This window comes from Devosia sp. Root105, from assembly GCF_001424865.1.
Taxonomy (GTDB): Bacteria; Pseudomonadota; Alphaproteobacteria; order Rhizobiales; family Devosiaceae; genus Devosia_A.
The window spans coordinates 1-22,597 of sequence record NZ_LMCR01000012.1; the positions used below are offsets into that span (position 1 = coordinate 1).

General features: G+C 65.3%; 25 protein-coding genes and 1 pseudogene. 4 read left to right on the forward strand and 22 right to left on the reverse strand.

Annotated features, from left to right (window positions below; translation table 11 throughout):
• The first annotated feature begins 171 nt into the window (after positions 1-171).
• Positions 172-1,089, forward strand: a complete 918-nt coding sequence (locus tag ASC68_RS08540) for a transposase (protein WP_156387292.1) — start codon at positions 172-174, stop codon at positions 1,087-1,089.
• 186 nt (positions 1,090-1,275) lie between these two features.
• Here the strand turns inward: ASC68_RS08540 and ASC68_RS08545 are convergent, their stop codons facing one another.
• The 21 genes from ASC68_RS08545 to ASC68_RS08645 all read right to left on the reverse strand — a co-directional run bounded on the left by ASC68_RS08545 (position 1,276) and on the right by ASC68_RS08645 (position 18,115).
• On the reverse strand, positions 1,276-1,710 hold the full coding sequence (locus ASC68_RS08545; RefSeq protein WP_055877795.1) for a type II toxin-antitoxin system RatA family toxin: 435 nt from the start codon (positions 1,708-1,710) through the stop codon (positions 1,276-1,278).
• Entirely contained in the window at positions 1,703-2,659 is a 957-nt protein-coding gene (gene lipA, locus ASC68_RS08550; protein ID WP_055877799.1) for a lipoyl synthase, read from the reverse strand. The genes ASC68_RS08545 and lipA overlap by 8 nt, the downstream gene beginning before the upstream one ends.
• Positions 2,660-2,668: 9 nt before the next feature.
• Positions 2,669-2,920: a GlsB/YeaQ/YmgE family stress response membrane protein gene (locus ASC68_RS08555; protein ID WP_055877802.1), complete on the reverse strand. Its 252-nt coding sequence runs from the start codon at positions 2,918-2,920 to the stop codon at positions 2,669-2,671.
• A 120-nt stretch (positions 2,921-3,040) separates the two neighbouring features.
• Positions 3,041-3,298: a GlsB/YeaQ/YmgE family stress response membrane protein gene (locus tag ASC68_RS08560; RefSeq protein ID WP_055879759.1), complete on the reverse strand. Its 258-nt coding sequence runs from the start codon at positions 3,296-3,298 to the stop codon at positions 3,041-3,043.
• 59 nt (positions 3,299-3,357) lie between these two features.
• Positions 3,358-4,800: a dihydrolipoyl dehydrogenase gene (gene lpdA / locus ASC68_RS08565; RefSeq protein ID WP_055877804.1), complete on the reverse strand. Its 1,443-nt coding sequence runs from the start codon at positions 4,798-4,800 to the stop codon at positions 3,358-3,360.
• The gene (locus ASC68_RS08570; RefSeq protein WP_055877807.1) at positions 4,793-5,395 is read right to left on the reverse strand and encodes a GNAT family N-acetyltransferase; all 603 of its coding nucleotides are present in this window, start codon (positions 5,393-5,395) and stop codon (positions 4,793-4,795) included. The genes lpdA and ASC68_RS08570 overlap by 8 nt, the downstream gene beginning before the upstream one ends.
• A complete protein-coding gene (locus ASC68_RS08575; protein WP_055877811.1) occupies positions 5,392-6,036 on the reverse strand; it encodes an SGNH/GDSL hydrolase family protein in 645 nt (214 codons plus the stop codon). The genes ASC68_RS08570 and ASC68_RS08575 overlap by 4 nt, the downstream gene beginning before the upstream one ends.
• A 16-nt stretch (positions 6,037-6,052) precedes the next feature.
• On the reverse strand, positions 6,053-7,420 hold the full coding sequence (locus ASC68_RS08580) for a pyruvate dehydrogenase complex dihydrolipoamide acetyltransferase (protein WP_055877812.1): 1,368 nt from the start codon (positions 7,418-7,420) through the stop codon (positions 6,053-6,055).
• A 6-nt stretch (positions 7,421-7,426) separates the two neighbouring features.
• Entirely contained in the window at positions 7,427-7,873 is a 447-nt protein-coding gene (locus ASC68_RS08585; protein ID WP_055877817.1) for a nucleoside deaminase, read from the reverse strand.
• 4 nt (positions 7,874-7,877) lie between these two features.
• A complete protein-coding gene (locus tag ASC68_RS08590) occupies positions 7,878-9,272 on the reverse strand; it encodes a pyruvate dehydrogenase complex E1 component subunit beta (RefSeq protein WP_055877818.1) in 1,395 nt (464 codons plus the stop codon).
• Positions 9,273-9,608 (reverse strand): hypothetical protein, encoded by a 336-nt coding sequence (locus ASC68_RS08595; RefSeq protein WP_055877821.1) that lies wholly within the window; start codon positions 9,606-9,608, stop codon positions 9,273-9,275.
• A gap of 10 nt (positions 9,609-9,618) precedes the next feature.
• Positions 9,619-10,629 (reverse strand): pyruvate dehydrogenase (acetyl-transferring) E1 component subunit alpha, encoded by a 1,011-nt coding sequence (gene pdhA / locus ASC68_RS08600; protein WP_055877824.1) that lies wholly within the window; start codon positions 10,627-10,629, stop codon positions 9,619-9,621.
• A 127-nt stretch (positions 10,630-10,756) separates the two neighbouring features.
• Positions 10,757-11,152: a septum formation initiator family protein gene (locus ASC68_RS08605; RefSeq protein WP_055877826.1), complete on the reverse strand. Its 396-nt coding sequence runs from the start codon at positions 11,150-11,152 to the stop codon at positions 10,757-10,759.
• A gap of 222 nt (positions 11,153-11,374) precedes the next feature.
• Positions 11,375-11,980, reverse strand: coding sequence for a nucleotidyltransferase family protein (locus ASC68_RS08610; protein ID WP_055877829.1), 606 nt, complete (start codon positions 11,978-11,980; stop codon positions 11,375-11,377).
• 48 nt (positions 11,981-12,028) lie between these two features.
• On the reverse strand, positions 12,029-13,303 hold the full coding sequence (gene eno, locus ASC68_RS08615; RefSeq protein WP_055877832.1) for a phosphopyruvate hydratase: 1,275 nt from the start codon (positions 13,301-13,303) through the stop codon (positions 12,029-12,031).
• Positions 13,304-13,406: 103 nt separating this feature from the next.
• Positions 13,407-13,808 (reverse strand): hypothetical protein, encoded by a 402-nt coding sequence (locus tag ASC68_RS08620; protein WP_055877836.1) that lies wholly within the window; start codon positions 13,806-13,808, stop codon positions 13,407-13,409.
• A gap of 2 nt (positions 13,809-13,810) precedes the next feature.
• Positions 13,811-14,638 (reverse strand): AraC family transcriptional regulator, encoded by an 828-nt coding sequence (locus tag ASC68_RS08625; protein ID WP_055877840.1) that lies wholly within the window; start codon positions 14,636-14,638, stop codon positions 13,811-13,813.
• 45 nt (positions 14,639-14,683) lie between these two features.
• Positions 14,684-15,649: an NAD-dependent epimerase/dehydratase family protein gene (locus tag ASC68_RS08630; protein ID WP_055877843.1), complete on the reverse strand. Its 966-nt coding sequence runs from the start codon at positions 15,647-15,649 to the stop codon at positions 14,684-14,686.
• 87 nt (positions 15,650-15,736) lie between these two features.
• Positions 15,737-16,222, reverse strand: coding sequence for a heme-binding protein (locus ASC68_RS08635; protein ID WP_055877847.1), 486 nt, complete (start codon positions 16,220-16,222; stop codon positions 15,737-15,739).
• Between the two features lie 106 nt (positions 16,223-16,328).
• Entirely contained in the window at positions 16,329-16,922 is a 594-nt protein-coding gene (locus tag ASC68_RS08640; protein WP_197421194.1) for a response regulator, read from the reverse strand.
• Complete coding sequence (locus tag ASC68_RS08645) at positions 16,922-18,115, reverse strand: ATP-binding protein (protein ID WP_055877853.1); 1,194 nt, start codon at positions 18,113-18,115, stop codon at positions 16,922-16,924. The genes ASC68_RS08640 and ASC68_RS08645 overlap by 1 nt, the downstream gene beginning before the upstream one ends.
• A 484-nt stretch (positions 18,116-18,599) precedes the next feature.
• Between ASC68_RS08645 and ASC68_RS08650 the strand changes: the two genes are divergently transcribed.
• From ASC68_RS08650 to ASC68_RS29425, 3 genes and pseudogenes are all read left to right on the forward strand, one after another.
• Positions 18,600-19,136: an AAA family ATPase gene (locus tag ASC68_RS08650; RefSeq protein WP_248310514.1), complete on the forward strand. Its 537-nt coding sequence runs from the start codon at positions 18,600-18,602 to the stop codon at positions 19,134-19,136.
• A gap of 45 nt (positions 19,137-19,181) precedes the next feature.
• Positions 19,182-19,454, forward strand: a pseudogene (locus tag ASC68_RS29315) (putative Ig domain-containing protein); the annotation flags it as partial.
• Positions 19,455-19,652: 198 nt separating this feature from the next.
• Entirely contained in the window at positions 19,653-20,756 is a 1,104-nt protein-coding gene (locus ASC68_RS29425; protein ID WP_349236240.1) for an autotransporter outer membrane beta-barrel domain-containing protein, read from the forward strand.
• A gap of 124 nt (positions 20,757-20,880) precedes the next feature.
• Here ASC68_RS29425 and dld read toward each other — a convergent pair whose 3' ends face one another.
• Positions 20,881-22,596, reverse strand: a complete 1,716-nt coding sequence (gene dld / locus ASC68_RS08660; RefSeq protein ID WP_055877857.1) for a D-lactate dehydrogenase — start codon at positions 22,594-22,596, stop codon at positions 20,881-20,883.
• Between the last annotated feature and the right edge of the window lies 1 nt (position 22,597).

Genomic DNA, 22,597 nt, shown 5'->3' on the forward strand with positions numbered 1-22,597 from the left:
GATGGGTCCCTGTGTGTCGAGCTTGTGGTTAGATGGGTGTCGGGAGGCAGACCGTTGGGTCCCAGGTCGAAGCGACCGTAAGCTGGCTCGGGTCGCCTCCCGACTGCTTATGCACCTGAACAGTTGAACGAGGCCGGTTGCATCGGACCTCGCAGCACAGGGACAGGCCTCATGATCATAGCACCTGGCTTCATCGGTATCGACGTCTCCAAGAACCATCTCGACATCTTCGACGGCAGCACGCATCGGATCGCCAACGAGAGGGAGGCGATCGCCGCCTGGCTGGCGGAACTGACCGCTCCCCGGCTGGTCCTGTTCGAGGCGACCGGTACCTACGACCGGCAGCTGAAGCAGCAGTTGCACGCCGCCGGCATTGACCTGGTTCGGGTCAACCCGCTGCATGCTCGAGCTTTCGCCCGTGCCACCGGGCAACTGGCCAAGACCGACGCGATCGATGCCCGACTGCTCGCGGCCATGGCTCAGGCGTTCAACCCGGCGCCACAGCCGCCGGACGATCCAGAGCGGATGGAACTGGCCGAGTTGCACCGTCGGCGGGCTCAGTTGGTCAGCTGCCGCCAGCAGGAACGCACCCGGCTGCACACCGCCATCCCGAGTATCGCCCCCAGCATCGTCAGCCACCTGGACTGGCTCGACGCCGTGATCAAGCAGCTCGAGCAGCAGATCGAGATGCTGATCCGCCGGTCCACAGCCCTGACGCTGGCCGCCAGCCTGCTGCGCTCCATCCCGGGCATCGGCCCGGTCAATGCGGCGGCGCTTATCGCGCTGATGCCGGAGCTTGGTCAGCGCTCCGGCAAGACCATCGCCGCACTCGGTGGGCTCGCCCCGATCAACCGGGACTCCGGCCAGTTCCGCGGCCAGCGATCAATCGCCGGTGGCCGCGCTGAGGTTCGCAAGCTTCTCTACATGGCCGCCGTCACCGCATCCCGCTCAAGCTCTCGGTTCGCCGAGACCTACAAAGGGCTCACTGCCAAAGGCAAAGCCGCAAAGCTTGCCCTCATCGCCGTCGCTAGAAAGCTCCTCGTCACAGCCAACGCCATCCTCAAGACCGGACAGCCCTTCAAAGCCTGAACAACACAGTTGCCAGCTTTCGCTGGGATGACANTCGCTAGAAAGCTCCTCGTCACAGCCAACGCCATCCTCAAGACCGGACAGCCCTTCAAAGCCTGAACAACACAGTTGCCAGCTTTCGCTGGGATGACATCGAGTATGTGGGTGAGCTAACGGGGCAAGTCCGTAGCCGGAAGCTCCCAACCCCTAACCAAACCGCCGGTCGGCCTCGTCTTCGAACGCGTCGATGATTTCGGTCTGCTTGGCGGCAAAGGCCGGCTCAGCCACCGCGGCGACCAGCGGGTTGGCGATCTTGAAGTCGATGTCGAAGCGGATGCGGGTGCCCTCGCCTTCCGCTTCAAAACTCCACTTGCTGTCGAGATAGGCGAATGGCCCGTCGACCGCCTTGGCGGTGATGGTCAGCGCCTGCGGATCGGCGACCACCCGGCTGGTATAGGCCTGGGTGATCGGGCCGAACTGGATGGTCATCCGCGCCAGGATGCCCTCGCCGGTGGCGTCGTCGCGCACCTCCATCGCCTTGCAGTTGGGGATGAAGCGCGGATAGGCCTCGAGGTCGGAGACCAGATCGAACATGCGCTGCGGCAAATGCGGCGAATGCCGCTCGAGGAAGAGATCAGCCATGGGCGAGTTTGGCCATCCGGTTGGCGCGAAGCTGTTCGAAATCTTCGCCGGCGTGATGCGACGAGCGGGTGAGCGGGCTCGACGAGACCAGGAGGAAACCCTTGGTCGTCGCCACCGTGGCGAACGACTTGAACTCTTCCGGGGTGACGAAGCGCTGCACCGGGTGGTGCTTCTTGGTCGGCGCCAGGTACTGGCCGATGGTCAGGAAATCGACGTCGGCCGAGCGCAGGTCGTCCATCAGTTGCAGGACTTCGTTCCGCTCCTCGCCGAGCCCGACCATGATACCGGACTTGGTGAACATGGTCGGATCGAGTTCCTTCACCCGCTGCAGCAGGCGGATCGAATGGAAGTAGCGGGCGCCGGGACGGACCTTGAGGTACTTTGACGGCACCGTCTCGAGGTTGTGGTTGAAGACGTCCGGCTTGGCCGCGACGACGATCTCGAGCGCGCCGTCCTTGCGGAGGAAATCCGGCGTCAGGATCTCGATGGTGGTCTTGGGCGTGCGGGCGCGAATGGCGCGGATCACCTGGGCGAAGTGTTCGGCGCCGCCATCCGGCAGGTCGTCGCGATCGACCGAGGTGATCACCACATGCGCAAGGCCGAGCTTTTCGACCGCGTTGGCGACCTTTTCCGGCTCCATCGGATCAAGGGCGGTCGGCAGGCCGGTGCGCACATTGCAGAAGGCGCAGGCGCGGGTGCAGATCTCGCCCATGATCATCATGGTGGCGTGCTTCTTGCTCCAGCACTCGCCAATATTCGGGCAGCCGGCTTCCTCGCAGACGGTGACGAGACCGTTCTCGCGCACGATCTGCTGGGTCTCCTTGTAGATGGGAGAGCCCGGTGCCTTGACCCGGATCCAGTCCGGCTTTCGCAGCATCTCGTTTTCGGGCCGATTGGCCTTTTCCGGGTGCCGCGGGCGGGTGTCTAAGCTGTCGATCAGCGTAACCAAGAGGCGTTCCTAGCCGGCAATGAGCCTGGCAATGACGACAACGATAATAGCACCAACCGTCGAAGTGATGATCTGCGTGACGATCGGGCTCTTGATGCCGAGGTTGATATTGAGGGCAGTGAACAGATAACCGCCCACGAACGAACCGATGACGCCGCTCACCAGATAGGTGATCAACCCGCCGCCGCCGACCACGAGACTGGCAAGGAAGCCAGCGACGAGACCGATGACGAGAAAGATGACCAGCGAGCGCGTGTCCATACGACCCATTTGAGACTCTCCCCCAAATTGCTTTTCCGGCAGACCCATTGTCTTACCCCCGTTTGACCCGATTTCGATATCGCGTCTCGACATGGCAGGTTCAACCCCGGCCGGCCTGCTCTATTTGGTAATCAGCCGTGCAATCAGCAGCACCACGATGGCGCCGATGGTGGCAGTGACGATCTGGCTGACCAGGGCATTGCCGATCGGCAGCTCGACCTTGGCCAGCGTCAGCAGGTAGGCGCCGACGACCGAGCCGATGACGCCGACGATCAGGTTGCGCAGCAGCCCGCCGCCGCCCAGGATCAGGCTGGCGATCCAGCCGGCGACGAGGCCGATGCCAAGGAAGATGAGCAGCGAGGTGATTTCTGGCGACATGAACGGAATGTCCTCGGGTGGAACCGGGTGATTCATTTGGTTTGGCCGCTACGCGCTTCTCAGATGTTGAGCGCGCGGCCGTAGGCGTCGAGTACCGACTCTTTCATGGTCTCAGAAAGGGTCGGGTGCGGGAAGATGGTGTGCATCAACTCTTCCTCAGTGGTCTCGAGGCCCATGGCGACGACGAAACCCTGGATCAGCTCGGTCACTTCCGCACCCACCATGTGGGCGCCGAGCAGCTCGCCGGTCTTGGCGTCGAAGATGGTCTTCACCAGCCCCTCGGGTTCGCCGAGGGCGATGGCCTTGCCATTGCCGACGAACGGGAAGCGGCCGACCTTGATCTCGCGCCCAGCTTCCTTGGCCTTAGCCTCGGTCAACCCGACGCTCGCCACCTGCGGCTCGCAATAGGTGCAGCCCGGGACCTTCAGCTTGTCGAGGCCATGCACGCCCTTGAGGCCGGCAATGGTCTCGACGGTGATCACCGCCTCGTGCTCGGCCTTGTGAGCCAGCATCGGCGGGCCCGCGACGTCGCCGATGGCCCAGACGCCCGGCACATTGGTGCGGCCGTAATTGTCGATGACGATGGCGCCGCGCTCGATCTTCACCCCGAGCTTTTCGAGCCCGAGATTCTCGGTATTGCACTGGACGCCCACGGCCGAGATCAGCGCATCGGCCGAAATCGTCAGCTTGTCGCCGGTCTTGGGTTCGATATGGGCAGTGATGCCGTCCTTGGTCTTATCGACCTTGGCCACCTTGGCATCGGTAATGATCTTGATGCCGCGCTTTTCGAAGCGCTTCTTCACATGCGCGGCGATCTCGGCATCCTCGACCGGCAGGATGGTCGGCAGCAGCTCGACCACCGTCACTTCGGCGCCGAGCGAGCGGTAGAACGAGGCGAACTCCATGCCGATAGCGCCCGACCCCATGATGACAAGGGATTTCGGGAACTTGGCCGGCTTCATCGCCTCGAAGTAGGTCCAGATCTTTTCGCCATCGGGCTCGATGCCGGGCAGGACGCGCGGCCGCGCCCCGGTGGCGATGATGATGTGCTTGGCCTTGTAGGTGCCTTCGGGCAACACGGTTTTCGGCTGCGGCCACTGCGGCTCGACCGGCTTCTTGGTCATCTTCTTGACCACGATCTCGCCGGGCGCGGTAAGCTGCGCCTCGCCCCAGATGATGTCGACCTTGTTCTTCTTCATCAGGAACTGGACGCCGTTGTTCATCTGCCCGGCGATCTTGCGCGAGCGATCGACGATCGCGGCAATGTCGAAGCCGAACTCACCGGCCGAAAGGCCATAATCCTTGGCGTGGCCCATATGGCCGTAGATCTCGGCGGAGCGCAGCAGCGCCTTGGTCGGGATGCAGCCCCAGTTGGAGCAGATGCCGGCCATGTGCTCGCGCTCGACGATGGCGGTCTTCAAACCCAGCTGCGCCGCGCGGATCGCGGCGATATAGCCGCCCGGACCGGCGCCGATGACGATGAGATCGTATGAGTCAGCCATGTTGTTGGTCCTTCATCATCAATAGCCAGTCGCTGCCACGGGCCGGCCCGTTTGGGTAGTTGCGCATCGGCCGCGACGCGGAAACCTTGAAACCTTCGCGCTCGTAGAGCTCTCTTGCCCGTACGTTCACGTCTTCGGTGATCAGCGCCAGGCCGACGCTGCCGGCTTCGGCGCGCTTCGTCTCGGCCAGCTCGAGCAGCAGGCTGCCAACGCCATGCCCACGCCACGGCGCATGCACCGCCAGCATCGAAATGAACCAGTGCCCGCCAGACAGCCACTCGAGCTCGACGATCGGCACCAGAAAGTCCTCGAGGTCGTCGGGAAACGGGCCCATGTCGTCAGGCTCCGGGTAGCCGAGCAGCATGCCGACCACTTCGCCATCACTCTCGGCGATCGTGGCATTGCGCCAGTTCAGCTCATCGCGCTCGTCGAGCATATCCAGCCGACCAACCTCGATCGGGTCGTAGGTGCCGTTCGAGCGCGCATCGTACGCCCAGCCCATGCCGATGCCGCCATGCGTCGCAATGTTGACCAGGAGCGCGATCTCACTCGCGTCAGCCTTGGTCGCCGGGCGAATGGCGATTGCGGCGGTCACAGGCCCAATACCTGTTTGACCAGCGGTGCGAGACCCTCGCCGATGGCGCGGGTGTTGGCAGCATCGAGATGCACGCCATCGGCCGGGTGTGGCTGGGCGACGGTCGAGGCATCGAAGAAGCCGGCGCCGTATTCATCGGCGCGCAGCTTGTACCACTGCGCGAAGAGCTTGGACTGGCCGATCGCCGCATCGCCGAAATGCAGCAGCATCTCCGGATGGTCGGTGTCGCTGATATGCGGCGGCGCGACGAGAATGATCTTCGGCGCCACGTCGCCGGGCTTCTGGTAGTGCCCGCGGGTGATCTGCACCAGCCGGCGCATGCCGTTGGCGGCTTCCTGCGCCGTACGGCCATGGAACGGCTTCAGGTCATTGGTGCCCAGCATGATGATCACCAGGTCGAGCGGCGAATGCGACTCGAGCAGCGTCGGCAGCAGCCGCGCGCCGTTGCGATCGGCCGCAGCCCAGCCGTCATCATGCACCGTGGTCCGGCCACCCAGTCCTTCGGCGATGACGCGAGCCTTGCCATCGAGAGCGCGCTCGAGCGCCGTCGGCCAGCGGTCCTCGTACGGATGGCGCGGACCGCCCGGGATCGGGTTGGCGCCGAAGGTGAGGCTGTCGCCGAAAGCGAGGATGGTCTTCATCGCGAAGCCCCTGCCCTCAAGCCAGCATCATCACGGGGTTTTCGATCAGGCCCTTGAATGCCGCCAGCACTTCGGCGCCGAGCGCGCCGTCGACCGCGCGGTGATCGCAGCTTAAGGTGACGGTCATGAAGTTGGCGACCTTCACCTGCCCCTTCTCGGCGTAGACCCGCTCCTCGCCGACACCGACGGCGAGGATGGTGCCATGCGGCGGGTTGATGACGGCCTGGAAGTTCTTGATGCCGTACATGCCGAGGTTGCTGACCGAGGAGGTGCCGCCCTGGTATTCCTGCGGCATCAGTTTTTTGGAACGGGCGCGACCGGCGAGATCTTTCACCTCATCGGAGATCTGCCGCAGCGACTTGGTATCGCAGGCCTTGACCACCGGGGTGAACAGCCCGCCCGGCACGGCCACCGCAACGGCCACGTCGGCGTGCTTGTGGTAGAGGATCGAGTCCCCGGCCCAGGTGGCGTTGGCGGTCGGCACCTTCATCAGCGCTGCGGCCCAGGCCTTCATGACGAAGTCGTTGACCGAGAGCTTGTAGGCGGGCTTGCCGTCCTTGACGGGCGCCGCGGCATTGATCTGTTCGCGGGCTTCGAGCAGCGCGTCGATCTTGCAGTCGAGCGACAGGTAGAAATGCGGAATGGTCTGCTTGGCCTCGGTGAGGCGCGCCGCCACCACCTTGCGCATCCCGTCATTGGGGACGATGTCGTAGCTGCCCTCGGGATAGAGGGCCATAACCTGCGCCTTGCTCATGCCACCGGCGAGAGCCGCGCCACCCGATGCAGCGGCAGCCGAGGGGGCCGGAGCTGCCTTCAGCGGCGCCTTGCCGGATTTGGCGGCTTCGACGTCGGAACGCACCACGCGGCCATGCGGGCCGGAACCCGAGATGGCGCTGAGCTCGATGCCGGCTTCCTTGGCGAGGCGCTTGGCCAGCGGCGAGGCAAAGACACGGGCGCCGTTGGCGGCCGGCGCGGCTGCGGCTTTTGCAGGTGCGGGCGCCGGGGCTGCGGCTTTTGCAGGTGCGGGCGCCGGGGCTGCGGCAGGAGCCGGCGCGGCGGCCGGAGCCTCGGCCTTCGCCGGTTCCGGAGCCTTGGCGGGTGCAGCGGCAGGTGCCGGGGTCTTCACGTCGGCGGCGGTCTCGCCTTCGGTGAGGATCACTGCGATCACCGCGTTGACCTTCACGTTCTCGGTGCCTTCGGGGACGACGATCTTGCCGATCTTGCCCTCGTCGACGGCCTCGACTTCCATCGTCGCCTTGTCGGTCTCGATCTCGGCGATCACGTCGCCGGAGGAGACGCTGTCGCCCTCCTTGACGTGCCACTTGGCGAGCTTGCCCTCTTCCATGGTGGGAGAGAGCGCGGGCATGGTGATGTTGATGCTCATGGTGCCTTACTCGCCGATATCTTCGTTCCAGAGTTGCGGATGCTTCTCGATGAAATCCGCCATCATGTGCTCGCAGCGTTCGTCGTGGTAGTCCACCACGTCAACGCCGGCCAGTGACAGGACATCCTGGAAGCCTTTGAAATTCTTCGATTCTGCTACCACCACGCGCGCAATGCCGAACTGGATAATGGTGCCGGTGCACATCATGCAGGGGCTGAGCGTGGTGTAGCAGGTCACATCCTTGTAGGTGCGCTGCCGGCCGGCGTTCTGGATCGCGTCCATCTCGCCGTGCAGGATCGGATCGCCCTTCTGCACGCGCCGGTTGTGGCCGCGGCCGATGATCTCGCCGTTGCGCACCAGCACCGAGCCAATCGGGATGCCACCCTCGGAGAGGCCCAACTGGGCCTCTTCGTAAGCTGCATCGAGGAACTTCCGATCGAGCTCGGTCACCATCAGGTCAGCTCCTGTAGGTCACGGCGTTCACCGCCGCGATGACCTCATCGACATTCGGCAAGGCCAGCTTCTCGAGATTCGCGGCGTAAGGCATCGGGACATCCTTGCCGGTGACGCGGGTCGGCGGGGCGTCGAGATAGTCGAAGGCCTCGGCGGTGACGACGGCCGAGAGTTCGGCGCCGATGCCGCCCTGCGGCCAGCCCTCCTCGACAGTGACGAGGCGGCCAGTCTTTTTGACCGACTCGATGACGGTTTTGGTGTCCATGGGCCGGAGGGTACGGAGGTCGATCAGCTCGACATCGACACCGGCCGCAACCAGCTTCTCGGTTGCCTGGGTGGCGTAGCGCATCCCCATCGAGAACGAGACGATGGTGACGTCCTTGCCCTGCCGGGCGATACGCGCCTTACCGATCGGCAGCACGTAGTCGTCGACCTTGGGCACGAGGCCGGTCGAGCCGTAGAGGATTTCGTTCTCGAGGAAGACGATCGGGTTGTTGGAACGGATCGCCGCCTTGAGCAGGCCCTTGGCGTCGGCGGCGCTATAGGGCGCGACGACGTAGAGCCCGGGCACGTGGCTGTACCAGGCCGAATAATCCTGGCTGTGCTGCGCGCCGACGCGGGCGGCAGCGCCGTTGGGACCACGGAACACGATCGGCGCGGTGACCTGGCCGCCGGACATATAGAGCTGCTTGGCGGCGGAGTTGATGATCTGGTCGATCGCCTGCATGGCAAAGTTCCAGGTCATGAACTCGACGATCGGGCGGAGGCCGGCAAAGGCCGCGCCGACGGCGAGGCCGGCAAAGCCGTGCTCGGTGATCGGGGTATCGACAACGCGCTCTGGGCCGAACTCCTGCAGCAGGTTCTGGCTGATCTTATAGGCGCCCTGATACTCGGCCACTTCCTCGCCCATCAGGAAGATGTCCTTGTCGCGGCGCATCTCTTCGGCCATCGCCTCGTTCAGCGCCTGGCGGACGGTCATTTCGACCATCTCGACGCCGGCAGGCAGATCGGGATCGGATGCGGCTTCGAGGATCGACACCGGGGCGACGCCCGCTGGCGCCGTCGGCGTCGGCGACGCCACAGCTTCCGCGACCGCAGCGGCGGAAACAGTCTCGGGCGCACGCTGGGCCGGCTGGGCGCTGACGTCACCCGGCTCCTCGCCTTCACCCAGCACGACGGCGATCGGGGCGTTCACCTTCACGCCTTCGGTGCCCTCGGGGACGATAAGCTTGTTCACCACGCCGCTATCGACGCTCTCGACCTCCATGGTCGCCTTGTCGGTTTCGATCTCGGCCAATACGTCGCCGGGCTTTACCGTGTCGCCTTCCTTGACCAGCCATTTCGAGAGTTTCCCCTCTTCCATGGTCGGCGAGAGGGCGGGCATCAGGATCGTGGGCATTCAGCTCTCCAGACTGGAGGATGGATTGGCGAGGACGGCTTGGTCCTCATGGGTATTGTTCTGCTGCTCGGCACCGAGCAGGATACCGGCAGCCGCGCCAGCGATCACCGCCAGCATGAAGACCAGAAACGCCATCCGGTAGCGCCGGATATGCGGCTCGACCGCGGCTCCGGCAGCGGCGCGAATTTCGCCGAAGCGCCAGCCGCCCAGGGCAAACCAGCTCTTCCACCGTTGCCCGGCGGGCGTCAGCGCAACGATCTGCAGCGCCGCCATCAACGCCACCAGCCAGGCGCCGACCGTGGCGACGGCAACGATAGCGATGAGCGCGACGGCCACCGGAACTGCCTCATGCCGCGTAGATGTCGGTCCAGAGCTCCGACGCCGCCGGCTCCGGATCGGAAGTGGCAAAGTCGGCCGCCTCGGTGACGATGGCGCGGATCTCGGTCTCGAGTTCCTTGAGGCTTTCCTCGGTGCCGTAGCGCTTCTCGAGGATGCGCTGCTTTACCTGCTCGATCGGATCGTGCTCGGCCCGCATGGTCGAGACCTCGTCCTTGCTGCGGTATTTCGCCGGGTCGGACATGGAGTGGCCGCGGTACCGGTAAGTCAGCATCTCGAGGATGTAGGGGCCCTTGCCCGACCGTGCATGCTCGATGGCGCGCTTGGCGGCGTCATAGGTCATGCGGACATCCATGCCGTCGACCTGCTCACCGTCGATGCCAAAGGAGATGCCGCGCTTCGAAAAGTCCGGCTGGCCGGAGGCGCGCTCGACCGAGGTGCCCATGCCGTAGCGGTTGTTCTCGACGATATAGACGGCCGGCAGGTTCCAGAGCTTGGCCATATTGAAGCTCTCATAGACCTGGCCCTGGTTGGCCGCGCCGTCGCCGAAATAGGAAATCGAAACGGTGTTGTCGCCGCGGTACTTGCTGGCGAAGGCAAGGCCGGTGCCGAGCGACACCTGGGCGCCGACGATACCGTTGCCACCATAGAAGCGATGCTCGTTGGAGAACATGTGCATCGAGCCGCCCTTGCCCTTCGACAGGCCGCCCTGCCGGCCGGTCAGCTCGGCCATCACGCCCTTGGGGTCGAGGCCCATGACCAGCATGTGGCCATGGTCGCGGTAGCCGGTGATCTGGGCGTCCTCGCCCTTCTTCGACGCCATGGTGACGCCGGTGACCACGGCTTCCTGGCCGATATAGAGGTGGCAGAAGCCGCCGATCAGGCCCATGCCGTACATCTGGCCCGCCTTCTCCTCGAAGCGGCGGATCAGCAGCATTTCGCGGTACGCGGCGAGTTCCTGTTCCTTGCTGAGTTCGGGGACATTGGACTTGGCCGTTTTGGCCACCGCTTTACGCGCCATGGGCGAGAGCTCCGGAATATGGATAAGCCGCATCGATGTCGCACGGCACAGGAGCCGCGAACCGGCGGAGCTTAGCGCAATAATGTGACGGAGGCGAATCCGCGCGGCGTGTGAAGAAACGGTGCTATCAGTCTATACCGTCTTCGATAATTCCACTTAACTGATCTGTGGTTGATGCAGTGTCTGAACTGGAAAGTGGTTTACCGTTGGCCGGATTGACCATCACCACGATGTCATCGGCCTGCGCCATCGAGAGCAGCGCCCGGGCCCGCTCCGAGACCAGGTCCGGATCCATCCGCGTGGTCTGGAACAGCTCGATCCGGTGGCGGAACGAGTCGATCTCGGCCTGCAGCGCTCCGGACTTGGCGCCGAGCTCATCGATCTCGGCCTCGAGCACATCCTGGCTCTCGATGCCGAACTGCCCGGTAACCACACTGTAGCCCAGGTAGCCCTGGAAGGCGATGAGTCCCAGACCGAGGACGACATGGCGCCAGAAGGCAGGACGTTTCAAACGGGTGGGCATGGACGAGCTTCGCCTGGTTCTCTTGCATGGCCTTTATAGTTCACCGCGGCTTAACGGGTGGTTGCGGGGCGCTGACTGATAGAGACGCCCCCCTCCCATCCTCCCCCATGAAGGGGGAGGTGCCCCGCCGGCGTGTTTGGCACGATCGAAGACAGAGCCTCGGCTCTTCACCTCCCCCATTATGGGGGAGGCCGGGAGGGGGCCGTCTCTATCAGTCAACGCCTACCAAGCCTCGACCACAATCTCCGGCCACACCGACCTCGCCCGCTCCGCCTTCTTCTCGTGCGTGGCGCGATTGTTCATCCGCCGGTTCGGCACGATGCGGAAGCTGAACAGGTCGTCCAGACCGAAGGGGGTGTAGAGCTCGATCTCCCCTGCCCCATCCAGACGCGCACCGACCGCATGGGTAAGCGACGCAAAACGGTCGATCGCTTCGCGCGACGAGCTCAGCGCCGGATAGGCTTCGCCGAAGCGTTCGGGGTACCAGAGGTGCACCCGGGCCTGGTTGCGCAGTTGCACCGGCAGCGGCAAGCCGGCGAACAGCTGATCGGCGCGTTTGATGGCCTGATCCTCGGCCTCATAGCTGAGGTCCGAGGCGTCGAAATAGAACAGGTCGATGTCGTTGATGCCGGTCAGCGGTGGCCGCCCGGTCAGCTGGTTCCAGACCGTGTTGTATATGGCACCGGAGACCAGCCAGGTATCGGGCAGATCCAGCGTCGACAGCTGCTCGAGCACATCGATCAGCAGCGGCGTGGAGCGGATGATGTCGCAGAGGGCTGCGGCCTGGGTCGCGGCGGGCTGGCCGGCAAATCGGAGGTGGTGGGTCATCACGCGACGGTAGCCGATTCAGCTACCGCCGCATGTCAGGGTTTTGGATCAGGCCTTCAAAATACTGCGGCCGGCATATTTCGCCGAGGTGCCGAGCTGCTCTTCGATGCGGATCAGCTGGTTGTACTTGGCCAGCCGATCGGAGCGCGAGAGCGAACCGGTCTTGATCTGCCCGCAGTTGCAGGCGACCGCGAGATCCGAGATCGTCGAGTCCTCGGTTTCGCCCGAGCGGTGCGACATCACCGAGGTATAGGCCGCGCGATGGGCGGTATCGACGGCGTCGAGCGTCTCGGAGAGCGAGCCGATCTGGTTCACCTTGACGAGGATCGAGTTGGCGACACCCATCTTGATGCCGGAGCGCAGGCGCTCGGTGTTGGTGACGAACAGGTCGTCGCCCACCAGTTGCACCTTCTTGCCGAGCAGGTCAGTGAGCGCCTTCCAGCCCTCCCAGTCGTCCTCGGCCATGCCGTCTTCGATGGAAATGATCGGGAACTTGTCGACGAGGCCGGCGAGGAATTTGGCGTTGTCTTCCGACGACAGCGTCTTGCCTTCGCCTTCCATGGCGTACTTGCCGGCTTTGAAATACTCGGTCGAGGCGCAGTCGAGGCCGAGATAGACGTCCTTGCCGGCGGTGTAGCCGGCCTTCTCGATCGACTTGACGATGTACTCGAGCGCCGCTTCGGCGGACTTGAGGTTGGGCGCGAAGCCGCCTTCGTCGCCGACATTGGTGTTGTGACCGTCGGCCGCGAGGCCCTTTTTCAGGGTGTGGAAGATCTCCGAGCCAATCTGCACCGCATGCGCGATGCTCTCGGCGCCGACCGGCAGGATCATGAATTCCTGCATGTCGATCGGGTTGTCGGCATGGGCGCCGCCATTGATGATGTTCATCATCGGCACCGGCAGGACATGGGCATTGGGGCCGCCGATATAGCGGTAGAGCGGCAGTTCGCTCGATTCGGCCGCAGCCTTGGCCACGGCGAGCGAGACGCCGAGGATGGCGTTGGCGCCGAGCCGCGATTTGTTCGGGGTGCCATCGAGCTCGATCAGGGCGCGGTCGACCCCGATCTGGTCGAGCGCGTCGAGGCCCTGGATCTCGGCGAAGATCTCGGTGTTGACGAAATCGACCGCCTTGGTGACGCCCTTGCCGAGGAACGGCTTGCCACCGTCACGAAGCTCCACGGCCTCATGCGCGCCGGTCGAGGCGCCCGAGGGCACCATGGCGCGACCGAAGCTGCCGTCATCGAGCACCACATCCACCTCGACGGTCGGATTGCCGCGGCTGTCGAAGACCTGCCGGCCGGTGATGTCGATGATGGTAGACATGTGCGTGACCCCTTGTCCGTGCAATCGATTGCTCGGCCCTTGTTAGAGAAGGGCAATGACACAGTGAAGGGGGACCGGGAGAAAATTTCGCGTCCCCCTGCCCTCAGCGCTCGGCCGCCCGACGGGTGGCGACGAAGGCTGGCCCGTTCGGCAGGCGGCCGGTGGTCGGGCTCGCTGCATCGAGAACGCGCCAGAACGGGGTGATCGCCTCGACCGGCACGCCGGCTGCGTTGGCCTCGAGGGCGGCTTCGGCGACGGTGCGGAGGTGGTAGCCGGTGTAGATCGGACAGGTCACCTCGGCATGGTGGCGCTCCGCCAGCTCGCGGCGCATCGCTTTGGTGTCGACGCTGTGGCCCGGCGGGATGGCCGACATGAAGTCGGCGATCATCCGCGCCGTGGGCACCAGCATGATCTGGCCGGCGCGCATGCCGGCGATGCTGATCGGGGCCGGCTTCACCACCGGCTCGGCTGGAGCGTTGAGCTTTTCGGTCCAGGATCTTCCCATCTTCACACCAGCGGCAGGTAGAGGATGGTCAGCAGCTCGGACGGCGCGGTGTCGCGCGGGCTGTTGAGATACTCCTCCAGCACCGGCGCGTCGGCAATGTCGCGGCCGGACTGCGGCAGCCAGGTGCCGAACAGCCAGTTGTATTCGGCGCGCATATCGGCATAGGGCCCCTGGTGGCGGAGCACGGCATAGTCGCCGGCGCGGGTCGCGGTGACCGGCAGACCCGCCGGCGGAGAGCTGAGCGTCGCGGCCGCCGTCGAGCGGAGCTCGTCCACCGGCACGGCGCTCGGATCATCGCCATAGACGCCGAACATGCGGGTATTCTGGTCGATCAGGCCGGCGGCGCCGAGGCGGCCGAACAGCAGGTCGAACGCCATGCCAATGTTCATGTAGTCGCCAAGATGCGGCTCGGTGGCGATGGTCATCGCCGGCAGATGGCGAACCTCGACCGCGTAGTGCGGGGTCGGGGCGCCGTTCTGCGCCGGGTTGAATGCGGTGTGGCTGCCTTCGCGGCGATAGCGGGCCGGCGGCATGCCGTAGGCCTCGGCGAAGATGCGGGTGAAGGACTGCAGGTTGTCGTAGCCGGAGCGCCGGGCGATCGCCTCCACCGGCGCATCGGAGTTGGCCAGCTCGTTGGCAGCGCGCATCAGGCGAAGGCGGCGGACCGCTGCTGCCGCGGTCTCGCCGCGCATCGCCGAATAAACGCGATGCCAGTGCCAGGGCGACATCGCCGCGACATCGGCAAGACGCTCGAGGTCGAGCGGCTCGTCGAGGTGCTCGTAGATATAGGCGGTGACGCGGTTGATGCGGTCTTCGTAGCTGTGGGTCATTGGCTTACCTCGTGGTGAGCGATGGTGTGCCATGAGCCGATTTCACTAGTCTTGCGGACCTTGGACCTTGCCGTTGGCGACGAGCCAGCTAACCGCCTCCTGCACCGCTTCCAGCGAGGAATGGTGTGGGGCGAAGCCGAGCAAGCGCTTTGCCTTCTCCATCGAGTGACTGGGGCTGCGGATAATGTGCTCCCAGGTGGCGTTGGCTTCGTCGGCGTCCTGTCCGGCCTTCCACTGCTCGAACGGCAGGTAGCTGAGCTTGGGCTCATGACCGAACCAGCGGTACATCGCTTCGGCGTAGCCGCGCAGGTTGATCGCCTGCGGCGAGACGGCGTTGAAGGTCTCGCCGATGGCCGTGGAGCGGTTGGCGATGATCGCCATGATCAGCCGCGCCAGGTCGTCGGCGTGGACGTGATGCACGGTTTCGAGCCCGAAGTTCGGCAGCACCAGTTCCTCGCCGCGGGCGATCTGCGAGAACACCTCGGCGTTGAAATGGCCGGCCGGGTTCAGCGGCGCCCAGCCGGGGCCAACAATATGGCCGGGACGGAAGACGGTGGCGGGAAAGCCGTGGCGGCGCGCCTCGTCGAGCAAGTAGCTCTCGATCGCCGCCTTCTGCGTGCCGTACTCGCCGAAGGGGTTGCGCGGCTGGTCCTCGGTGGCGGGCACAGCGGTGTTGTGGCCATAGACCCAGATGGTGCCACAGTGGATGAAATGCTGCACCTTGCCGCGCAGCGCCTCGACCAGTTGCTGGGCGCGCGGCAGCACGAAGCAGATCATGTCGATGACGATGTCAGCCTCAAGCGCCGCAATCGCAGTGCCGAAACTGCCTTCGTGCTCGGCGGCCTCGCGATCGATGAGGACCGTCTCCACCCTGCCCCACGCAGCATTGGGCGTATACGGCTTACGGTGGCCGCGCGTGACGTTGATGACGTGGTGGCCCGCCTCGACCAGCCGGGGCACGAGGTAAGTGCCGACATGGCCGCTGCCTCCGATGATGACGACCTTGGCCATGACGCTCTCCTCCAATGAACGAAAGGCGGTGCATGTGCACCGCCTTTCCCACATTGTAGCCGCAGTCAAGCCGCGGAGGAAAGTCGCTTACTTCAGCAGCTCGGCATTGGCGTCGATGGCCGCGACGGCGCAAGCCTCATCAATGGCGCCCGAGGGTGCACCGCCCACGCCGATAGCGCCGATGGTCTCGTCGCCCGACTTCACCGGCACGCCGCCGGCGAGCACCAGGAAGCCCTCAAGCGTGGTCAGCTCGGCCGCCGATGGGTTCTTGGCGATGTTCTCGACCATCACGGCCGTCGGGGTCCGGGTCGAGGCCGAGGTGTAGGCCTTGCGGGTAGCGGAATCGAGGGCGTGCGGACCGGCGGCGTCGGCGCGGAGCAGCGCGCGGAGGTTACCGGCGCGATCAACCACGGCGACCGAAACGTTGTACTTGTCGGCGGCGCAGGCCTCGACCGCCGACTGTGCGAGCCTGGTGGCCACGTCGAGCGGCATGTTCTTTTCGTTGAGGGTCGCGGCATTGGCGACGCCCGTGAGCCCGAGGACGGCGGCGAGAGCGAGAGAGAGCTTGGGCATGGGATACTCCGGAAGGTAGGTGGCGCATGGCGCCGTTGACCCCGGAAATCTGACCGCTCCCGGCCTCGATCACTATCGGTGAGCCGCCCGAGGCAGGTCGGTAGCGCTACCGACGGGCGGCCGCCGCAACGATGCGGACGAACTCGGCGACCGAACTGGTGCCGAGCTTTTCAGCGATGTGGGCGCGGTGAGTATCGATGGTGCGCGGCGAGATGGCCAGCGTCTCGGCGATTTCTTTCGTCGCCCAGCCGCGGCTCACCATGTCGAGCACCTCGCGCTCGCGGTCGGTGAGCGTCGCCAGCAGCTGCCTCGCCTCGTCGTCCTCCTGCTGCGTGTCCAGTCGCGCGAGTGCTGCCTGCACCGCTTCGACCAGCACCTGCTCATCGATGGGCTTGGTGAGGAAGTCGACGGCGCCGGCTTTGAAGGCGCGCCGGCAGGCGTGGATGTCGCCGTGCCCGGTGATGACGATGAAAGGCCAGGCGATGCCGCGCTCGCTGAGCCGCTCCTGCAGTTGCAGACCCGAGACAGCCGGCATCCTGAGGTCGACCAAGAGGCACCCAGGCTGCAGCGCTGCGGATGCGGCGAGGAAGCTCGTTGGGTCGGCGTAGGTGCTGACGGCATAGCCGTAGGTCCCGAGCAGCAACGACAGCGCGTCGCGCACGGCCTCATCGTCATCGACGAGATAGATGGGGGTCTTGATCATCTCGGTGCGCCTCCGCGATGGCGCGGCAGCGTCACGGTGAAGCTCACGCCGCCCTCCGGATTGTTGGCAGCCTCGACGCTGCCGCCGAAGCGCTCGACCAGCGTTTCGCAGAGCGGCAGGCCGAGGCCCATGCCAGCGGGCTTGGTGGAGTAGAACGGCTCGAACAGGTGCGGCAGCACGTCGGCCGGCACGCCGGGGCCGTTGTCGCTGACCCGGACTCGGACCTGTTCGGCATCCGCCGTGACCGTGACCACGACCCGGTTCCCCTGCCCGGAGGCCTCGATGGCGTCTGCGGCGTTGCGAACGAGGTTGTGCAGCACCTGCTCGAGCTCAATGGGGTCGGCGAGGACCATCGCCAGCTCGCTCGATGGGATGACCTCGAGCGTTACGGCCCGCTCCCGGAGGTCGGCGGCGAGCAGGCTGGCAACTTCGGCGGCGACGCGGTTGAGGTCGCTCGGCTGCGGCGTCGTGGGCGACTTGCTGACATAGGCGCGCAACCGCCCGAGAATATCGGCAGCGCGGCGGGCCTGGCGCACATTGGCCTCGAGCACGCCAGCGAGGGCGGCGCTGTCCGGAGGGCTGTGCTCGGCCAGACGCAGGCCGGCCTGGCTCTGGCTCAGCAGTGCCGTCAGCGGCTGGGTCAGCTCGTGGGCGATGCCCGAGGCCAGCTCGCCCATCGAATTGACCCGGGCCGCATGTTCGAGCCGCAACTGGTGCTCCTGCGCCTGCTGGCGCTCCCGCGCCTCTGCCGTCGCCCGGCGCTGCTGCAGCAGCAGATAGGCGGCAGCAACGAGCACAAGCGTGCTCAGGGCGAACACCAGCAGCGGGCCAAGCGCCAGCACCTCTGCCACGGTGATCCGCTGCTGCAATCGAAGCGAGAGCGGCTGCGACACACTGGGGACCAGCCACGAGCCGGCGAGCGTCACCTCGCCCAAGCCGGCGGCCGACGACCGATCATCGACCAGGACTATGTCCCCCTTCGCCAGCTGCAGTGACAGCCCGGGCGGCAGATCCGGGTCATCCAGCAGCCGGGAGGCGTCGATGCTCAGCGCGATGAGGAAACGCCCCGCCTCGTCCGAGGTGCGCTTCAGCAGCTGGTAGCCGCCGGCACCTGAAGGGTCGGCAATCATCGTGGAGGTGCCGCGTGGCAGCGACGGCGCGGCGCGCTCGAACTGCTGAAGCTGGCTCATAGCAGGCGGTTCGCCACTGACCGCCAGCTACGAGGCTGCTGTCCAACAGCGCAATCGAGGTGATGCGCGGATAGAACCGGATGATGCTGTCGGCAAGCTGGCTGAACAGCTCCAACGGTGGCGGGTCGCTGGCGATCGCGAGGGTCGCAAGGCTGGTCAGGTGCGCGTCGTGCTGCGCCGTCGCCTGACCGATGGTGCGCTGCAGCTCAGCGCCGCGCGCGTCGAGCTGCCGCTGCGCGTCGGTGATGCTGAGCCATGCCGAAATGACCACGAAGGCCACGAGGCCAAGCAGCCAGGCGGCTGCGAGGGCACTCAGGGTCTTCCGGTCGCGGCGCGCGAAACGTCATTCATGCTGCGATCTATAGCCGCGAGACGCACGGCAGGCGATCCGCAGCATCACCGATCTGACGTCTCGCCTCGCCGGGCGGGATGCAGTATAAGCCGCGTCCCCCGCGCGGGGCTTACTGAACATTGGGGGGTGAAAATGGACGTGCTGCCACTCTCGGCGCTTGGCGAACGCATCATGATCTGCGGCCCGTCGAACTCCGGCAAGTCGACGCTCGCTGTCGCGCTGGCGAACAAGATCGGGGCCGAGCCGTTCCATGTCGACCTGTTCCGGCATTTGCCCAACACCAACTGGGTACAGCGGCCTGACGAGGAGTTTCACGCGCTGCACGATGCGGCGATCCTCGGGGAGCGCTGGGTGATGGACGGCAATTATTCGAGCCTGATGCCACAACGCTTCGCCCGCGCCACCGGGCTCATCCTGCTCTACGACAACCACTGGGCGAACTTTCGCCGCTACCTGTGGCGCACCTTGTTCCAGAAGCAGCGCGTCGGGGCGCTGGCCGGCAACAGGGACAGCCTCAAGTGGGAGATGATTCGCTGGATTCTCGTCGTCCAGCCGACCCGCCGCGAGCGCGATCGGACCCGCCTGAGGGCTGTCGGACTGCCACTGGTCGAGATCGACTCGATGCGTCAGCTCAAACGGCTCTACACCGAGTGGGGCCTTGCGCGCTAAGGCGATACCAACAATGAGCCAGCGTCCTCCCCGGCCTATAGCGTCACCGTCCAGCAGGCCGTGACCTTTACCTTCTCGCCCCCCGCCGGCGCATTGGCAGACGCCATGCCCAGCGAGGACTATAGCCAGCTGATTTCCGCTGCAGGCGGAACAGGGACGACGACCTACAGTGTTGTCTCCGGCGCTTTGCCCGGGGGCATGACGCTCCTGCCGGGTGGCGAACTCGCCGGCCCGCTCGACGCGGATGCCGAGGTGAAGGGCTACAGTTTCACCATCGAGGTCCGTGATGGCAACGGCGCGACCGGAACGGCAAGCTACACGCTCGAGGTGAAGGAACGTGCTGTCAGCGTCACCGACAAGAGCGTCGACGTGCCGGCGGGCTCGTCGCCCGTCAACGTCAACCTGGAAGCCGGCGCAACCGGCGGCCCGTTCACTTCGGCGGACCTGACCTTCGTGGAGCCACCCAACGCCGGCACGGCGAGCATCATTCTCGGCGAATTCGCCGCGATCGATCCGATGCCTCTCAGCTGGTATCTGAAGTTCGTCCCGAACCCCGCCTATTCCGGCTCCGTGAAGGTCGGCTTCAAGCTGACCAGTGCGCTCGGCGTTTCCAACACCGGAACCGTGACCTACGCGCTTGCCTATGACGCTCAAGAGGTGGCAGAGCAAATCGATGACCTGGTGCATGGCTTCATCGGCTCACGCCAGAGCCTGATCTCCTCGACGATCAAGGTGCCCGGCCTGATAGACCGGCGACGGATGGAAACCGCCACCGACCCGGTCAGCGCCTACATGGCACCGTCGGAAACCGGCTTGACCGGTAGCTTCGCCACCAGCCTGACGCAGCTGGCTGGAGCCAATGAAGGCGGCGATTATGCCGCGCCCTTCAACATCTGGGTCGACGGTACGTTCATGCTGCACAACCGCGCAGAGAACGACGGCCGCTGGGGCAGCTTCGCCATGATCAACTTCGGCGCCGACTACCTCCTGTCGGAGAAGGCACTGCTCGGTCTCTCCTTCCACTACGACAACATGTCGGACCCGACCGACGAGGACGCAGAGCTGAGCGGTAATGGCTGGCTGGCCGGCCCCTATGCCTCGTTCGAGATCGCCGAGGGGCTGTTCTGGGATACGAGCCTGCTCTATGGCGGCTCGTTCAACGAGATCGGCACGACCTTCTGGGATGGCAACTTCGAGACGCAGCGCTGGATGTTCGACACCTCGCTCACCGGACAGCTGCAACTCGATGAGGATACCGTGCTCATCCCGAAGTTCAGGGCCGTCTACTTCTCGGAAACGGTCGACGACTACGCCGTGAAGAATGCCGACGGCGACATGATCCACCTCGAGGGCTTCAACGAGGAACAGTTCCGGGTCAGCCTCGGGGCGGAAATCGCCCGGTCCTTCGCGCTGGGGGGCGACATGGTGCTTACCTCGAAGGTCGGAGTGACCGGCGGCTTCTCCGGCCTGGACGGTTCCGGCGCCTTCGGCTCGGTCTCGGCGGGCCTGTCGCTGCAAACGCAGGAGGCCTGGCGGATCGAAGGCGGCATCCGGTTCAACGTCGACGGTAGCGGTCAGAAGTCCGTCGGCGCAAAGGCCGGCATCACCGGCGATTTCTGAGGGTGTGGTATTCGGCGCGCCCATCGCCTGGGCCGCTGGAACCCGCATCGGCCCGGACAACCTGCAGCCCGGCGGTCCTGGAGTTGGGCTAGCCGGGGGTGGCCGATGAGCGCCCGCCTACCCCTCAATGGGCGTGGTCATAGTGGAGATGGTCGTCGGCATAGTGCCGGTGCTTGGAGTCGTCGCCGATACCGGGGTTGAAGCTGTTGGTCGGGTCGAGCGCCCGGAAGAAGGCCTGCTGCTCTGGTTTTGACGCGTAGACGTGGCCGACATTGTGCTCGGCCGGATATTGCGCCCCGCGCTGGTCGAGCACGGCCAGCATGGCATCCTTCACCTGGTGCGGATCGGCGCCCTTCGCCAGCACGTAATCCTGGTGGAAGACGTGGCAGAGGAAGTGACCATAGTAGAGCTTCAGCTTGAGCTGGCTGTCGATCGCCGGAGGCAGTTGCTCGTACCAGTCGTGATCGTTGCGGCGGAGCGCGATATCGAGCGCCAGCAGGCCGCCCGAGGTCTTCTCATGCATCAGCGCATAACGGATGGCGGCGCCCGCTGCGGCGAAGCGATGGAGGAAAGCCTGGGATCCCTCCTTGGGCGTGCACCTGAAATACCCGCCATTGGCCCCGTCGGCGAACACCCGGTCCAGCAGCGCCTCGGCTTCGACGATGCCGTCGCCCGACATGCGCAGCATCAGGTGGTGCTCGTAGCGATCGCGATACGCGAGCAGGCGCTGCGGCAGGTGCTCGGGGAACAGGTGGCTCAGCCCTTGCAGGATGCGGTCGGAGAGCTGCTTGGGCAGCAGCGGCAGCTTGTTGAGGGTGGCGTCCACCCTGCCCTTCAGGTTGAAGAAGGTCGGCATTACCTCGGTGCCGAAGCGCTGGATGACGAGGAAGGTATCCTTGCCGTGGCTACGGGCGACATCGAACATGTCGCGATGCATGTATTCACCGGCCACCGGTAACGCGTTCAAGCTGAGCAGTTCGCGGCGGAGCCGGGTCAGCACTGCGACATCGTTGGTGCCGATGTAGAACACCTGCTCGGCGCCCTGCTTCTCGAACGTATCGAGCCGGACGGCGAACACGGCGAGCTTGCCGGCGCTGCCAGAGGCCTCGTGCAGGCGTCGCGGATCGGCGTTGAAGCGCGCGGCGGTCGGCTCATCGATCTGGCGCACCCGCTCGGCATACTCCCGGTCCGAGGCGAGGCCGACATTGTGCTGCACGTCCTCGGCCGAGTAGCCGCCCGACTGCAGGCGACCGAGGATCTCCTCGGGACTATTGCCGAGCTCGATGCCGAGGTGATTGACCAGTTCCAGCCGACCGTCGGCGCCAAGCTGGGCGAACAGCGACAGCTCGGTGTAGGCGGGACCGCGATGCACCAGCGAGCCGCCGGAGTTATTGCAGACGCCACCAACGATCGAGGCGCCGAGACAGGACGAGCCGATCACCGAGTGCGGCAGCCGGCCGATCGGCTTCAGCAGCTTCTCGAGCTTGTCGAGCGTGCTGCCGGGGAAGCTGACAATCTGCTTGCCGCCGTCGAGCAGCTGGATATCGGCAAGCCGCAGCGTGTTCACCACGACCACCGGACGATCATAGTGGCCGCTGGGCGTCGAACCCTCGGTGAGGCCGGTATTGGCGGCCTGCATGATGACGATGGCGTCGTGTCGGACCGTCGCCTCGAGCACCCGCCACAGCTCCAGCAGTGTGCCGGGCTTGGCCACGGCGATGGCATCCCCCTCGCCCGAGCGGAAGCCGCGGCGATAGCGCTCGGTCTGCCGATCGCCGGTGATGAGGTAGCGGCGCCCGACGGCGGCGCGGAGATCGTCGATCAGCTCTGTGGTGGGCACG